The organism is Herpetosiphon gulosus (assembly GCF_039545135.1).
GTDB classification, from domain to species: domain Bacteria; phylum Chloroflexota; class Chloroflexia; order Chloroflexales; family Herpetosiphonaceae; genus Herpetosiphon; species Herpetosiphon gulosus.
In genome coordinates, this window is record NZ_BAABRU010000051.1 from 1 (window position 1) to 15501 (window position 15501).

Genomic DNA, 15501 nt, shown 5'->3' on the forward strand with positions numbered 1-15501 from the left:
CATCCGGTGGCGGAGTGTGGTCATGGGTGGCCTCCTATTCGTTGATCAATGACCAACGAGTAGGAGGAATCGTGCCAAGAGTGGAACGATCATGAGACCAATGGGCGACAGACTCTCTGCGCGAGAGCGCTTCGTTCAATTTATAATTATCAGTATCCAGAAATAGAATTTCCTAATAGTATAATGCCCAGAAATAGTGATATAAATACAGCATTTCTAATCTATTCACAGATCGCCTACAACGCACGCTATTACCTTACAAATTATTGGGGGTGGACGAACAATTTCAATGATTTAAGAGTATATTGGAAAAGATCAAATAATCTTGGATCATTTTATGACGATTCGATCCATCTAATCACGATAGATAACTCGCATAGTAAAGAACCAGATATTATTTTGCATGAATATGGGCACTATGTTATCCATAAACTCTATGGTGCCGAATACTTCATCGCATCGCCATGTATGTTCTTGGGCTAGAGATCTTCATCCCCAATGTGGACTTGCTGAGGGCTTTCCAACCTATATGCAAGCAGTCATTCAAGGACAACAAGATTATGTTGGGACTTTTAATGGTATGGTAGTCATCCGCGATTTAGAATTCCCAGATCCTTATACATCAGGCCCAACAGCGGGAGGGGCAGGTGCTGCTTTTATGTATGATATTCACGATATTGGTAACCGTGAACGCTGTGATACTATTCAAAATTATCGCTTGGTTTGGAATGCTGTTAAGAATAACCTACCAGGATCTACGCGCGAAGTCTATACATGGCTTCTTGGCGAAAACCCTGCATTGGAAACAGATATTGATAACATTGCCAATAATCATGGGCTTAATCCATCTCTTTGTTATAACATCCTATCAACCAACACAGATGTCTATTTGCCAGCTGTTATTCGCTAATCGGTGGGTTCGATGCATACCAGTGTTATTATGAAAGCCGTGGAGTGCAATAAGGCTTCGTGCATTCTGGAGGCATTGGTTGATTTATGTCTGCTACGGATACCTATCGAAAAATCTATCCCTTATTTATTGCAGATCGTTGCCGATTGGGGCGTAATTGATCATCATTAGTATACAAAATGTTCTAAGTGATGATCTCAAGGTTAGAATACTTTTACCTGAAGCCTAAAAAACAGCGACCCACACTGGTTTGAGTGGGTCGCCAACATCATTAAGCTAATTGAGGGGTTGGACGACGCGGTCGATTGTTGTAGTAGAGCACAAACCAGCAAACCAAGGTAAACAGCGCCAAAGCTACAAAACCATAGCTAAACGAGCCAGTTTGTTGGCGAATATAACCGAGCAGCAACGGTGGGAAGAAGCCACCCAAACCACCAGCCGCGCCCACCAAGCCCGTCACAATCCCCACCGATTGCGGGAAATATTCGGGCACTAATTTGAACACGGCCCCATTGCCTAAGCCAATTGCGGCGGCCATGCCCAAGGCGCCAATCGTAAATGGCACAACATTGCTGAAGGCCATCAAGCCAGCCATACAGGTGGTAATTGGGAAAACCCATTTCAAGATTGTCGTGCCGCCAATTTTATCGGCCAACACACCGCCAAATGGTCGGGCAGCAGTAGCAACCAGCACAAAGCCAGCAGTCCGCAAGCCAGCATCGGTTTTGCTAATTCCAAATAAATCGGTCAGCAAGGTTGGCAGATAAACCGCCATCGCCACAAAACCACCAAAAGTTAAAAAGTAGTAGAGGCTTAAAACCCAACTTTTGGGGCTGCTCATGGGTTGTAAAATTTGGCTCAAGCTTTTGATTGGCCCTTGGCGCGGTGCATTACGGGCAAAGAGCATAAAGCAAATCAGCCAAACCACAGTCAAGGCCGAAAAAAACCAAAAGCCCCATTGATAGCCTAAATTGGCGGCTAGCACTGGTGCGCCAAACGCGGCCAACGATTGCCCAGCATTGCCAGCACCATACACGCCTAAGGCAAAGCCTTGACGTTGCGGTGGATACCAGCCACTCACAAAACCAACCCCAACCGAGAAACTAGCCAAGGCTAAGCCACAACCAAACGCCGCAATCAAGAGTTGGTTGTAGGTCTCGACCCAGCCCATACCGAGTGATGGAATAATCGAGCCAGCCATCACCGCACTAAACACCACCCTCCCACCATAGCGGTCAGTCAACATCCCCAAGGGAATTCGTCCCAAACTACCGAGTAGCACTGGTAAGGCTAGCGCAACGCTTACCTGCACCGGAGTGAGATTCAAATCAGTTTTAATGGTTGGCATCATGGCCGAAACCGAGCCGAAAATCGCAAAACAGACCGCAAATGCCCCGGTTGCGAGGATTAATTGGCCCAAATTGCCACGGGCTTGGCCGCCATTGGCCGTTGCTTGAGCAGTCATTGCAAGGCTCCTAATCAGTTGGCAGTTCGATCAAGCTTGTAGAGGAATCTCAGCAAGCCAAGGTTGAGCAGTAAACAGATGCAGCTAAAGATTAAGGCTGGCAGTGGCACACCGCTATCGCCACCAAGATACGAGTTCATGGTGGCAGTCAACAGCCAAAGCTGCACAATATCGATGATCAGCACGATACTTAAAATGCCATGGACGATGGTCATTTTTTGATGGCGGGGAAAGCGTTGTTTCATATGCTGCGTAACTCCACCGAGATCGCAAACACCTCATCGCCTTGCACTTCAACATGAATCCGTGGCAATGGGCGTTGGGGCGGCCCCGCTAATGGTCGGCCTTCATCCAAACTAAAATAGCCTTGATGGCATGGACAGACGATTTTATTTTCGGCAACGTTGGGAATAACCGCACATGACAGGTGGGTGCATTTTTGGCTATAGGCAACGAAGGTATTCTCATCAGGCCGCACCAAAATGCATGGCTCATGCTCGTTGGGGTAACGAAATAGCAGCGTTCCACCAACCGGAATATCAGCTAAATTGGCGATTTTTTGAACTGGCGGAGCGGCGGCTTGGTTGCGCTGCCAATTTTTAAACAAGATCCAAAATTGGCCAGCACTAAACGCCGAGCTAATCAGCACCAAAAATTTCGCAAACTCACGCCGTGAAACATAGTTATCTTGGGCCACGTCGATTGGAAAATCTTGTCGCCATTGGGGTTGTTGGCACAACGGCAGGCCATCGGGAGCCAGCGAAAGTTCATCGTGATCGCGGGTCATAATTCAGCAAGTCCTTTCTGATAGAGCTTCAACAAGCGCAAGCGACGGCTTCAATCCTCATGCATCATCAAGAAAATATCTTGGCCGCTAGTGTGATCATGCATGGCCGAAAGCACGTCGATGTGTTCTGGTTGGGCGGTTCGTGGCACCATCATGTGGACTTTTGTGCTGATAACTTGCTGACCAAATTGAAATTGATTCACAGGCATCGAGCGGGGACGTTGGGCCTCAATTTGCTCGCGCGTCCCGTAGTATAAAGCACCACTTGGGCAGACCGAGGCACACATCGGCGCTTTTCCTATCGAAGTTCGGTCATAACACATATCGCATTTCATCATCAGTTCGGCTTCACTATTCATCTTGGGCACGCCAAACGGGCAGGCCAGCACACAGTTATTGCAAGCGATACAGCGGGGTTTGCGAGCGGTTTGCACCACTCCATCAGGCGTTTTCTTAATCGCATCTGCTGGGCAAACCTCGGCACAAGTCGGCGAATTGCAGTGCATACACACCACAGGCGCAGTTTGGGTCGAATACTGGCGATTCACAAATTCAAGGTGAATCATGGCGCGGCCTTTGTGGGTATCACACTCGCTACAGGCTTGCACACACGATTGGCAGCCAATACAGCGGCTGGGATCAATAAAAAATTCATACTGGGCTTCAGGCATGGCAGGCTCCTATTGCTGTGGCTCAAGTTGGCTGGCATAAGCTGGCGCTTGGGTCGCTTTGGCAATCCGCACCGCACAAACCTTATACTCAGGAATTTTCGAGATTGGGTCTTGGGCGGCGATCGTCAGGCGATTAATGCTCTTTTGGCCGGCCCAGTGATAGGGCACAAAGATCGTATCGGGGCGAATTGTGCGCACCAGCTGCGCCCGCAGGGTAATTTCACCGCGCCGCGTTTGAGCCGTCACCCAATCGCCTTCTTGAATGTTATGGCGCATGGCCAATTGCGGGTGCATTTCAATCCGTGGCTCAGCATATTGATCAACCAAGGGGCCAATCCGCCGCGTTTGCGTGCCCGAAAGGAAGTGGCTAATCACACGGCCAGTTGTTAACATCAAAGGATATTCAGCATCAACATCTTCGGTGGGCGGGGTGTAGGGCGCAACATTGAAACGAGCTTTGCCATCGGGAAAGTAGAATGGGCCTGCACCTTTGGCAACTGGATTCCACGAATTTGGCTCGAACAAGCGCGGGGTGCCGGGATGATCATCACTAGGGCAAGGCCAGAAAACCCCATTTTGAGCTTCGATTTTTTCATAGGTAATGCCCGAATAATCGGCAACGCCACCTTTGGAAGCACGCCGCAATTCATCGAAAATCTCGCGTGGCTCGCTGAATGTAAAGCCTTTGCTACGACCCAAAGCCTTAGCAATATCCTGAATGATCCGCCAATCTTGGCGAGCATCACCAGGCGATTGAATTGCTTGATTGATTTTGATCACTCGACCTTCGGCTTGGGTCACCGTGCCTTCATCTTCCTCTTGCAGCGAGCCAGGCAAGACAATATCGGCATGGCGTGCACTATCATTCAAGAAGAAATCAATTGACGTATAAAATTCCAGCTTATCGAGCATGGCACTGACATATTCGCTATCGGGCAGCGAAACTTTGGGATTGAAGCACAAACTGAGCAGGCCTTTGATCTCGCCAGTTTCGATTTTGCGAAAAATTTCGTAGGCATCAACTCCAGGCTGCGGCATATCTTCGACTGGCATATCCCAAATATTGGCGATATGTTGGCGATGTTCGGGGTTGGCTAAATCGCGCCAGCCCGGCAATTGGTCACATTTTTGGCCATGCTCGCGGCCACCTTGACCATTGGCTTGGCCTGTGATCGTCGCATAGCCACAATTTGGCCGCCCGATCCGGCCTGAAGCTAGCACCAAACTAATTGCACCCAACACATTTTGCACCCCATGCGAGTGGTGTTCGATGCCACGAGCGTGAGTCATAAATGAGGTTTTGGCCGTACCCCAGATTTCAGCGGCCTGTTGAATGCCCTTTTCTGCAATGCCGGTAACTTCGGCAGTCCGCTTGGGTGTCCAATCGGCAACGTGGTCGGCCACCGCATCAAAACCAACCGTGTGATTGTTGATAAATTCATGATCGAGCCAATCATTTTTGATCATCAGGTGCAAAATACCGTTGAACAGGGCAATATCGCGGCCTGGCTTGATTGGCAAATACAAGTCACAGGTGCGGGCAATCGGCGTGATCCGTGGATCAACGACAATGATTTTGGCTCCGTTTTCGCGTGCTCGCCACACATAGCTGGTGGTAATCGGCGCACATTCGGCCACATTTGCCCCACTAATCCAGACCACATCGGTGTTCAACATATCGTCCCAAGCATTGGCAGCGCGGTCAATCCCAAACGATTTTTTGTTACCAGCGCCAGCACTGACCATACACAAGCGCCCGTTGTAGTCGATATAGGGCGTTTTGAGGCACATACGGGCAAATTTGCCCATCAGATAGGTTTTTTCGGTGGTCAAACTTGCCCCTGAGAGAATCCCAAAGGCACTATTGCCATACATTGCTTGGATGCGAGCAATTTCACCAGCAACCCGCTGAATCGCTGCATCATAGCCAATTGGCCGAAAACCGCCGCTACTGGCAGGATCACGCTCCAAGGCAGTCAGCAATCGGTCGGGATGCGCTCCTTGTAAATAGCGTTTAACCCCTTTAGGGCAAAGCATGCCTTGGTTGAACGGAAAGTCATACCACGGCTCAAAGCCGATTACGGTGTTATCTTTGACTTTAAGTTGAATGCCACATTGCTGACCACAAAAGCAACAATGAGTTTTGACCAAGCGATCTGGCTCAACCCCAGCTTCAAGCCGTTGACCTTGGGCATGAGCAAGGTGTGGGCCAAATGCTGCAATAATATCGAGTTCAGAACGGGGTAGCTGTGCCATGATTGAAACTCCTCATAAACCTAAAAATGCAGGTTGGCCTGATCCTCATGACCAAGTGGGCCTTCGCTAACCACAGCGTTGCCAAAACGCGGGGCAACCGGCTGCTCGCCGATGCTCGAAAACATTTGATCACCAAAATTGCCTTGCCACTGTTTGGTTTGGGCTAAAACTAGCATTGCCCGCCGACAGGGTGGGCAAATCCATTGATAATGTTCGATTTCGCCCTCAACTTCGTAGCGAAAACCCAATTGCTTTTGCACCGTGATCAAATCTTCGATATGCATGCGCGAGGAATAAGCCTCGCCACAACGGCGGCAATGAGCTTGCTCGCTGACGGCTCCGGCATCTTTATAGAAGGTTGCTCCAAGCTGAGCAGGTCGTTGAAAAATATGAAAAAACTTACCAAACGGCATATACAGCAAGGTAAAAATTACCGTAATGGCGTGCAGAATCGCAATGAAATCGAAGGCATAGCCACGCATCCAGGTGTAGCTAGCGGTCAGCATCACGCCAGTCACGCTAATCGCAAATAGCAAAATCAGTGGCAAAATATCTTCAACAAATTGCTGAACTGAGGCCGCCCCATGGTCGCGCATGCGTCGCCACATCGCCAGCATTACCCCAAAAATCACGGCAAACGACGACCAAACCAAGCCATGAAACATTAAAAAGGCAAACATCGAATGCACCGGAAAATCGAAGAGTGCAAAGCCAAAAATATAGGCCCGATATGACTCCAACGAGCCTGGCACACTTTCGAAGTGTAGCCAACCAAACACCAAGGGAAAGGTGATTGCGATGGCAATAATACAGCCCCACATAATGAACCAATGGGCTAGCCAACGCAATTTTCCGCGCTTCCAAATAAAGCGATTAGCAGCAAAATCGCTGGTTGTGCGGGTAAACAAATTGCGCGTGTTGGTCAATAAACGTTGTGGTTTAAAAAACATTTGCCAGCCACGCTTCCAATACATGGCGGTTGGCGGGCGTTGCAGCCACATCGTATAGCGATAGGTAATGCCAAACGTGGCAAAAAGCGTAGCAAAGGTATAAGCGACGAGGGCTGCATCAAAATGCGCCAGATCGCGTGAGCCAATCGCAATCATGATCGCAAGACTAAAAGTGGTGATGCAACCCCAGATAATCGCTTTACGAACCGGGCGAGGTTTGACCATCGGGTGCTCCTTGAACCAATAACGACACTGTTGTTTTCACTTGGCACATGCAGGGGAATAGCAGATAGAAGATTCGCTAGCAACCCACAACACGGTAATCAGCTAAATACGTGTAAATACCTGAGGTTGAAAACTCCTTACATCGCTGTAATCAGGGTCAGATAGCTTTGTTGAAGCTGGCCTAACGACTCAAACGTGTAGCCTTCGTCACTCAGTGTTTCGTGCAAAATCACTGGAATCCGGTCGGTAACGCCGATTAGATAGCTCGCGGTTGGCAACTTTTTGAGCGTCGTAATCGTGCGCACCATCGGTTCGGGTGGCTTGAGGCCACGATTATCCAAAGCGACACATGGCTTGGCTGGGTTAGGCTGGTCGCTTGGCTGAGTTTCGGCAGTAGCCAGCCGTCCGATCACCACCAACCAATCGTCGCTGGTATGTTGGTGTGCCCAAGCTTGGTAGCCCCGCCGCGCCAGCCACTGATACAACGGCACTGGCTCGAAGCTACTACGCAAAAGCAAAAGTTGATCATCAGCCAAGGCCAATGTGGCGGGAGTAATCAGTGCCAAGGGGTTTTGGGCGGTTGCTTGGGCTTCGCGTACATCGAGTAGATAGCTGATATTGCTGAATTGCAGCCAAGCTGGCAGGATTGTTGGATCAAGCTGCTCGTTGGAAGATTCAGCAAGTGGCGGAGCCTCGATTGGTTCGCCATTGGCCTGATTCAGCGCTTGCACTAAACTGGCTGGCTCAAGTTGGGCAATTTGGGCAGCTTGTTCAACTGTAACCATCCGCGCAAATACCCGCCGCAATAGCGGATTGCGCAGCCGTTGAAAGGCCTGATGTTGCGCCACCAAAACCTCAAGCAAATTGGGATAACGCTTGAGAATGTCAGCGACCGTCATAGTAGCGGTAATCATGGATACCTCGTTGCGCTAATAGCTCACTATGGCGAGTCTAGCGCCAGCAGGTCGATTGAGCAGCGACTTTTCTCACAACCACGTCATGTGAGAAAAGTCACGCCATCGCTAGCCACAATTTGCTAGGCTGAAGCATCGGTTAATTGCTTGCTGAAACGAGGATGCGATGCATGTGCCCAGCCAAAGCTATAATCACGCCCGCAATGTGTTGATTCTGTTGCTGATTGCTCAAGGATTTTTGCTAGTTTGGGCCAGTTTGCAAGGGCTGATTGCGCCGCAGTTGGTTGGCTTCCCCTACAGCCCCAACATCTTAAGTTTGACCCACCTGATCACGCTTGGCTGGGCCAGCTTAATTTGTTTGGCGGCCTTATATCAACTCTTGCCAGTCCTATTACAACAACCCTTGGCTTGGCGCGGCATGGTCGATTGGAGCTTTAGCGCGTTTGTAGTTGGCAGCGGCATGTTTAGCTGGGCATTTAGTCAAGCGGCTGCTCATTGGCTGATTAGTGGGGCGGGATTGATGAGTATTGGCTTGTTAGGTATTTTGGCGAGCTATGGCCGCACGTTATGGGTTGCTCAACAGTGGGATGTGACGACGATTGGGATCAGTTTAGCATTAACCACCTTAGCAATTCAACTCCTAATCGGGATTGGCTTGGTGATCAATCGTTCGGTGCTGATTTGGCCTAGTTTGGTGGCCTATGGCCCATTGGGTCATGCTACGTTGGGCGTTTTGGGCTGGTTTAGCACGCTGACCTTAGCGCTCAGTTATCGCTTATTGGCAATGTTTACCCTCGCGCATGGCTATACTTGCCGTTGGCGCTGGGTCGCGGTAATTGGCATGAATGCTGCTGCTTATGCTACAGGCGTAGCCTTGTGGCATCAATTGCCACAATGGATTATGTTGAGTTGTATAGGTTTAATTGTGCTCAGTATCAGCGCATGGCTCGCTGATGTGCGCTCGATCCTCAAACACCGAATTCGCCGCCAGGTTGAAAGCCCGATTAAAGTGTTTATTGCGGCAGGCGCATGGCTGCTGATTTGTAGTGGCTGGGCGATTGCGGCCAGCCAAGGTTGGTTGCCAAGCAGTGGTGTTAAGCAATTTCAGGTGTTGTTTATGGCAGCCATGCAAGGCTGGATTGGCCTAGCAATCATGACCATGTTACACAAAATTATTCCCTTTTTGATTTGGATTGCCCGCGCCAATGACCCCAATCAGCATGTACCAACCACCGCCCGCGAGCTATTTTGGCCGCAACTGAGTAGCATCTCGATTGCAAGTTATGGCTTGGGCAGTGGCTTGGTAATTGTTGCAGTCGTAATCAACAGTATTTGGGTTTTACGCCTAGGCAGCGGTCTAATCGCTGCCAGTGGTGTAGCATTACTGCTCAATTGTTGGCATGGGCTACGCTTAAAACCTAGCGCAAAGAACATAGAAATGGGGCTATAGGCTGAAGGCTATCGGAGATTAGCTCAGTACCAAACGCTGATAGCCCCAAACCACCACATATCCACGATCACTTAACGGGCAACCGCGACCATCTTGATTCCATGGCGTGGCCGTAGGGTAATTACTGGTTGCAAAGCCACCGGATGCTCAGGCACAAGCTTTAAGCGCCAGCGCTGACCAAGTGTTGCCAGCAATAAAATGCCTTCCATCCAAGCAAATTGCTCACCAATGCAAATCCGTGAGCCACCACCAAACGGAATGTAGCTCCACTTCGGGCGTTGGGCAATTTGTTCAGCTGTCCAACGTTCGGGGTTAAATTGGTAGGCATTGGGATACCAACGTTCATCATGATGCACCACAAACGGCGAAACGGTCAGGCCAATCCCAGCGGGAAAAACGTAATCGCCAACCTGATATTCGGCCAACGCTTCACGCCCTATAATCCAAGCTGGTGGATACATACGAATCGATTCGGCCAAAATCATGCGGGTATAGCTCAAGTTTTGAACATCATCCATGGTTGGAACCCGCCCTGCCAGCACCTCGTCGAGTTCGCGATACCAACGTTCAGCAATCGCAGGATGTTGACTGAGCAAGTACCATGTCCAACTTAGGGCATTTGCAGTAGTTTCATGGCCAGCCAAAAACAGCGTAATTGCTTCATCGCGCACTTGTTGATTATCCATCCCCGTGCCATCGCCCTCGGTATCTTGAGCCAAGAGCAGCATCGAGAGCAAATCACCATGGTCACGTTGGTCGCGGCGACGTTCTTCGATCACCCGAAACATCAATTGATCGAGATAGTGAATGCTGGCTTGAACCCGCCGATTTGAGGCAAGTGGCAAGCGTTCGATCAACTCAGCAAAGGGCAAAATCATCACATTAAAGCGATTGAGCAAATGTTCAAGCGCTTCGCCAACCGCCTGGGCATCGCGCTCAACATCAGCATCGAACAAGGTTTTAGCCACAATGCGCAAGGTTAGGCGCATCATCTCAGCATGGACATCAAAGACTTGGTTTGGTTGCCATTGTTCGCGCATTTCGGCGGCATAGCCTGCCATTACCTCAGCGTAACCCGCGATCCGTTTGCGATGAAAAGCGGGCTGCACCAAACGGCGCTGGCGCATGTGTTGCTCGCCTTCGCTGGTCAACAAGCCATTGCCCAATAATCGTTTGGAGCGTTGCAACACCACACTTTTGGCCAAAATCTTCTGATTGGTCACGAACATGGCCTGAATATCATCAGGATGATTTAATAAAATTAATTCGCGTGGCCCAAATTTCAAACGCACCACATCGCCATATTCACGTGCGGCTTGGGTTAAAAAAAGCAAAGGATTACGCCGAAACCGCATCAATAAATTGGGAAAGCGTGGGGTTGGCCCAGGTGGTTGCTGCTGTAGCATATGCCTACTCCTTAGTCCGAATAACCTCGATCATACGCCGAACAAGCGGGCTTGTCGAGAGCAATTGATCAATGTTCACACCTTGATCACGAATCGGCCACGATGATGATCAATTATTAATCGCCTGTTTAAACGTCGTGGTCTAATTACGTGGTAGCATGAGACCGGATTCATCGACTGTTGGAGAACATTCATGCAACAACTAAAATGGGGGCTGCTCGGAACAGGCTGGATCGCTGAACAATTTGCCAACGCCTTAGCCGATTTGCCGAATGCCCAACGTTGGAGCGTGCTTTCGCGCAATCAGGCCTCGGCTGAAAGCTTCGCCCAAACCCATCAATTTGCCCATGCCTATAGCGATCAGGCAGCCTTTTTGGCTGACCCCGAGTTAGATGTGGTGATTATTGGCTCGCCACACCCACGCCATGCTGAGCAAACCATCGCCTGCTTGAATGCTGGCAAACATGTACTGTGCGAAAAACCAATGGGCATCAACAGCCAACAAGTTGAAGCGATGATCGCCGCAGCCCAAGCCAACCAACGCTTTTTGATGGAAGCCATGTGGATGTGGTTTCACCCCAGCACAATCAAAGCCAAACAATTAATTGAAGCCGGGGCAATTGGCAAACCACACCTGTTCCACGCTGATTTCAGCGTGCACTTCCCATTTGATCCAAGCCATCGGATGTATGATCCGGCGCTTGGTGGTGGAGCGCTGCTCGATATCGGAATTTACCCATTGGCCTTAGCCTTGTATTTGTTTGGCGCACCAACCAGTGTTTATGGTCAAGCCCAAATTGGGCAAACTGGGGTCGATGAACAAGAAAGCATCATTTTGGAATATGGCGATGATCGCCAAGCCAACTGTGTTGCCAGCGTGCGAGCGGCGGGGCCATGCGAAGCGACGGTCACAGGCAGCAGTGGCTATATTCGCTTTCAACGCAATTTTTGGCACTCTCAACAATTAGTCGTGCAAAGCAACGGCCAACCAACTGAAACCCTCGATCTGCCATTTATCGGCAATGGCTATGTTACCGAAGTAGCCCATGTGGCCGAATGTATTCAAGCAGGTTTAATCGAAAGCCCGATCGTCACGTGGGAAGCCTCGCGCAGCCTGATCAATACAATGGATCAATTGCGTCAAAGCTGGGGCATAACCTACCCCGACGAGCGTTAGCATCGTTCGCGACTCAAATTTTCCGGCCCTTCTCTCGTAAATTGCGGGAGAAGGGTAAGGGAATTCAGCGAAATGCTACGAACGCCAAGGCTGATAATCAACCAAAGCTGGTTCAGGCCGCACGAAGGGGAACGTTACCCAAAAACAACTACCTTGCCCTAAGGTACTAGTCATGCCAACTTGACCACCCAAAGCCAACACCAGTGCCCGTACAATCGCCAAGCCCAAGCCCCAACCTTGAGCCACAGTGCTTGCGCGGGTATGGCGTTCCCAAATTCGCATGCTATCAGCGGGGTTGATGCCAGGCCCAGTATCTTCAACGTCAATTTGCAACATGTGATTATCGTTGGCATACGCCCGAATCGTAATGGTGCCTGCCTCGGTATAGCGCACAGCATTGCTGACTAAATTGTGCACAATTTGCCAAACTCGATCGCGATCGCTGATGAGCGCTGGTAGATCTGGTGCGATTTCCAGATGAATGCGACATGTTGAACGGAGCATCGTGCTGGCGACCGCCACAATCTCAGGAATTAAGGTGCTCAGATCAATCGTATGCCGCACGAATGAGAGTGTTCCGGTCATCAAAGCAGTGCCATCAACCAAATCGCGTACCAATCGCTGAATATGCAACACCGAGTTATAAGCCTGTGGCAACAACGAACCCAGCGCATGATCTGCTGGCAATAGCGGATCATCCTGCAATAATTCCAAAGTTCCCTGCAAAAAATGGAGTGGATTGCGAATATCATGGGCGACGATTTGGTTTAGTTCAGCCACACTCATATTCGTCAGAGCGACGGGCGGCTCCTCAGTAGCAGGCGCACGCAGCAACGGCATCCAGTGGGCGATTTGGTGAGCCAAAAGTTTAAGCGCTGCCACATGAATTGGCGTAAAGCGATGCACCTGTGGATCGAAAGTACATAAGGTTGGAGTTAATGCCGCAGTTGAAGCTGGAATTGGCACGCCCAAATAGGCTCGAACTGGTGTTTCTAGCCGCTCAAGCAAACGCTGAACCCGCAGATCAACCTCAGCATCGTCAACGACCAAAGGTTGAGCAGTCACATCAACATATTGACAAAAAGTATCTTCGCGGGCTAGCGTACTGCCAGCCGCTAAATTGCCAGTGCTTGCTGGATAAATCGCCCGAATATATTGATGCGTTCGATTCAAATCGCCAATCAAGGCCGTTGTTGTCCCAGTTACCTCACATGCGACCGCCAGATAGGTTTGGATTGCCCGATCAACATCATCAAATTGCATTGTGCTGAGGGTCGCCAACCGCTCTAGTATCTCCTGTTCGATTGCATGATCATCATGTAAATTCATTGATAACTCTCTTTCTAACAACCTTGTTCAAACCACAAATCAGCTATCGATGCCTAGCGCATGGTAGTATACAACTTGAATAAGGACGACAACAAGAGCCAATCTTTCGAGGCAAATACCTACCAATCGGGTTCTTTTGATAGCAGAATCTATTCCATCCTATGATACAGATTGATCGCCAATAAACCGACCCTTTACCGACCTCCATACACGTTATTTGCAGCCCAAACCTACGGTCAGATAAAACTGCGGTATAGTGTTGCTACGGTTGTTGCACATCGTAGCAATCTAGTTAAGGAACCACTATGCGTCGTGTTGTCATTACCGGAATGGGGATCGTTTCGCCGTTGGGTTGCGGAGTAGATTTAGTTTGGCAACGCCTATTGGCTGGGCAATCGGGAATTGGCCCTTTGCCTGAGCAGATCAGCGCTGGCTTGGCTAGCACAATTGGCGGAATGGTGCCAAGTTTGGCCGATGATCCGCAGGCTGGTTTCGAGCCAAGTGCCGTTGCTAATAGCAAAGAGCTACGCAAAATGGATCGCTTTATTGTGCTTGGTTTGGCTGCTGCCGCCGAGGCACTTCAGCAAGCCCAATGGCAACCACAAACTACGGAAGCCCAAGAGCGCACTGCAACCTTGATCGCCTCATGCGTTGGTGGATTTTCGACCATTACCCAAGCGGTACGCACTTTAGATAGCAAAGGTCCGCAACGACTCTCGCCGTTTACCGTACCAGCCTTTTTGATCAACTTGGCAGCAGGCCATATTTCAATTCGCTATGGTTTTCGTGGGCCAATCGCTGCTCCAGTCACCGCATGCGCCGCCAGTTTGCAAGCGATTGGCGATGGTGCCCGCTTGATTCATAGTGGCGAGGCCGATGTTGCGGTTTGTGGTGGCACTGAAGCAGCGCTTGATCCCGTTAGTTTGGGCGGGTTTGCCGCCGCCCGTGCCTTAGCTACCGAGTTTAACGATCGCCCAAGCTTGGCCTCGCGCCCATTCGACCAAGCCCGCGATGGCTTTGTAATGAGCGAGGGTGCTGGCGTTTTGGTTTTGGAAGATTTAGACCATGCCTTAGCTCGTGGGGCAACGCCATTGGTTGAGCTAGTTGGTTATGGCACAACTGCCGATGCCTACCACATCACCTCTGGCCCCGAAGATGGCTCAGGCGCGGCGCGAGCCATGCGCTTAGCTTTACGTCAAGCCCAAATCTCAGCTAGCGATGTTCAACATCTCAATGCCCATGCCACCTCAACCCAGGTTGGCGATCGCGGCGAACTTGCGGCAATTAAACAAGTATTTGGCGAGAACTCTGGATTAGTCGTGAGCGCTACCAAATCTTCAACCGGCCACTTACTAGGAGCAGCGGGAGCAGTTGAGGCGATTTTCACAGCGTTAGCGATTCGCGACCAAATTGCACCAGCCACATTAAACTTGGAAGATCCTGATCCAGCGAGTGTGGGCATCGATTTAGTAGCCAAAGAACCACGTCCAATGCCAATTGAATATGCCTTATCAAATGGCTTTGGCTTCGGTGGAGTCAACGCCAGCCTAATTTTCAAGCGCTGGCAAAGCTAAGTTAAATGATGAAGGATGAGTGATGAAGAGGAGAAGAGTTGATAAATTATAAGGGATACAAGGATGAGGATTTAGCTTTTGACTGATATTCACAGTTAATAATCAAGTATTTTATTTTGAGCAATTTGAAATTTGTGAATATGGCGAAATTCCTTTGGAGTGTCCACATAGGTTGATCGTTTATCATCTGGTCGTTAGTGAGATCAAGTTTCAACTCAGCAAAATGATTAAACAATAAAAACCCTCGCTGGATGTTGTCCAGCGAGGGTTCTGTGGAGCGGTACGCATCCTCCTACGTTCCCACAGCGGGTGCTGCAGTAGCCTCGGTGTGTGTCGCGTTCACGGCCTGGTTCGGGATGGAGCAGCGTGGGGCACAACCACCTCGAC

13 protein-coding genes are annotated in these 15501 nt (G+C 49.9%); 4 read left to right on the forward strand and 9 right to left on the reverse strand.

The features are described 5' to 3' along the window. Positions 1–529 precede the first annotated feature (529 nt). Positions 530–910 carry a hypothetical protein gene (locus tag ABEB26_RS25925; RefSeq protein WP_345724994.1) on the forward strand — a complete coding sequence of 127 codons (381 nt, stop codon included), beginning with the start codon at positions 530–532 and terminating at the stop codon, positions 908–910. A 271-nt stretch (positions 911–1181) separates the two neighbouring features. Here the strand turns inward: ABEB26_RS25925 and ABEB26_RS25930 are convergent, their stop codons facing one another. The 7 genes from ABEB26_RS25930 to ABEB26_RS25960 all read right to left on the reverse strand — a co-directional run bounded on the left by ABEB26_RS25930 (position 1182) and on the right by ABEB26_RS25960 (position 8178). Further along, positions 1182–2375 carry an MFS transporter gene (locus ABEB26_RS25930; RefSeq protein WP_345724995.1) on the reverse strand — a complete coding sequence of 398 codons (1194 nt, stop codon included), beginning with the start codon at positions 2373–2375 and terminating at the stop codon, positions 1182–1184. Positions 2376–2389: 14 nt separating this feature from the next. Next, complete coding sequence (locus ABEB26_RS25935) at positions 2390–2620, reverse strand: DUF6755 family protein (RefSeq protein WP_345724996.1); 231 nt, start codon at positions 2618–2620, stop codon at positions 2390–2392. Then, positions 2617–3162 (reverse strand): QcrA and Rieske domain-containing protein, encoded by a 546-nt coding sequence (locus tag ABEB26_RS25940; protein ID WP_345724997.1) that lies wholly within the window; start codon positions 3160–3162, stop codon positions 2617–2619. Before ABEB26_RS25940 ends, ABEB26_RS25935 begins: the two co-directional genes overlap by 4 nt. A 50-nt stretch (positions 3163–3212) precedes the next feature. Then, positions 3213–3833 (reverse strand): 4Fe-4S dicluster domain-containing protein, encoded by a 621-nt coding sequence (locus ABEB26_RS25945; protein WP_345724998.1) that lies wholly within the window; start codon positions 3831–3833, stop codon positions 3213–3215. 9 nt (positions 3834–3842) lie between these two features. Then, entirely contained in the window at positions 3843–6089 is a 2247-nt protein-coding gene (locus ABEB26_RS25950) for a molybdopterin oxidoreductase family protein (RefSeq protein ID WP_345724999.1), read from the reverse strand. A 20-nt stretch (positions 6090–6109) separates the two neighbouring features. After that, complete coding sequence (locus tag ABEB26_RS25955) at positions 6110–7264, reverse strand: MFS transporter (RefSeq protein WP_345725000.1); 1155 nt, start codon at positions 7262–7264, stop codon at positions 6110–6112. 137 nt (positions 7265–7401) lie between these two features. After that, on the reverse strand, positions 7402–8178 hold the full coding sequence (locus tag ABEB26_RS25960; RefSeq protein ID WP_345725001.1) for a DUF2249 domain-containing protein: 777 nt from the start codon (positions 8176–8178) through the stop codon (positions 7402–7404). A 166-nt stretch (positions 8179–8344) separates the two neighbouring features. On the opposite strand from ABEB26_RS25960, the gene ABEB26_RS25965 reads away from it, so the two are divergent. Continuing rightward, the gene (locus ABEB26_RS25965; protein WP_345725003.1) at positions 8345–9628 is read left to right on the forward strand and encodes a hypothetical protein; all 1284 of its coding nucleotides are present in this window, start codon (positions 8345–8347) and stop codon (positions 9626–9628) included. A gap of 71 nt (positions 9629–9699) precedes the next feature. On the opposite strand, the gene ABEB26_RS25970 is transcribed toward ABEB26_RS25965, so the two are convergent. Further along, on the reverse strand, positions 9700–11034 hold the full coding sequence (locus tag ABEB26_RS25970) for a cytochrome P450 (protein ID WP_345725004.1): 1335 nt from the start codon (positions 11032–11034) through the stop codon (positions 9700–9702). A gap of 193 nt (positions 11035–11227) precedes the next feature. Between ABEB26_RS25970 and ABEB26_RS25975 the strand changes: the two genes are divergently transcribed. Then, positions 11228–12211 carry a Gfo/Idh/MocA family protein gene (locus ABEB26_RS25975; RefSeq protein WP_345725005.1) on the forward strand — a complete coding sequence of 328 codons (984 nt, stop codon included), beginning with the start codon at positions 11228–11230 and terminating at the stop codon, positions 12209–12211. Positions 12212–12286: 75 nt separating this feature from the next. On the opposite strand, the gene ABEB26_RS25980 is transcribed toward ABEB26_RS25975, so the two are convergent. Further along, positions 12287–13540, reverse strand: a complete 1254-nt coding sequence (locus ABEB26_RS25980) for a GAF domain-containing sensor histidine kinase (protein WP_345725006.1) — start codon at positions 13538–13540, stop codon at positions 12287–12289. Positions 13541–13845: 305 nt separating this feature from the next. Here ABEB26_RS25980 and fabF point away from each other — a divergent pair, with 305 nt between their 5' ends. Next, positions 13846–15114 (forward strand): beta-ketoacyl-ACP synthase II, encoded by a 1269-nt coding sequence (gene fabF, locus ABEB26_RS25985; RefSeq protein WP_345725007.1) that lies wholly within the window; start codon positions 13846–13848, stop codon positions 15112–15114. Positions 15115–15501: the final 387 nt, after the last annotated feature.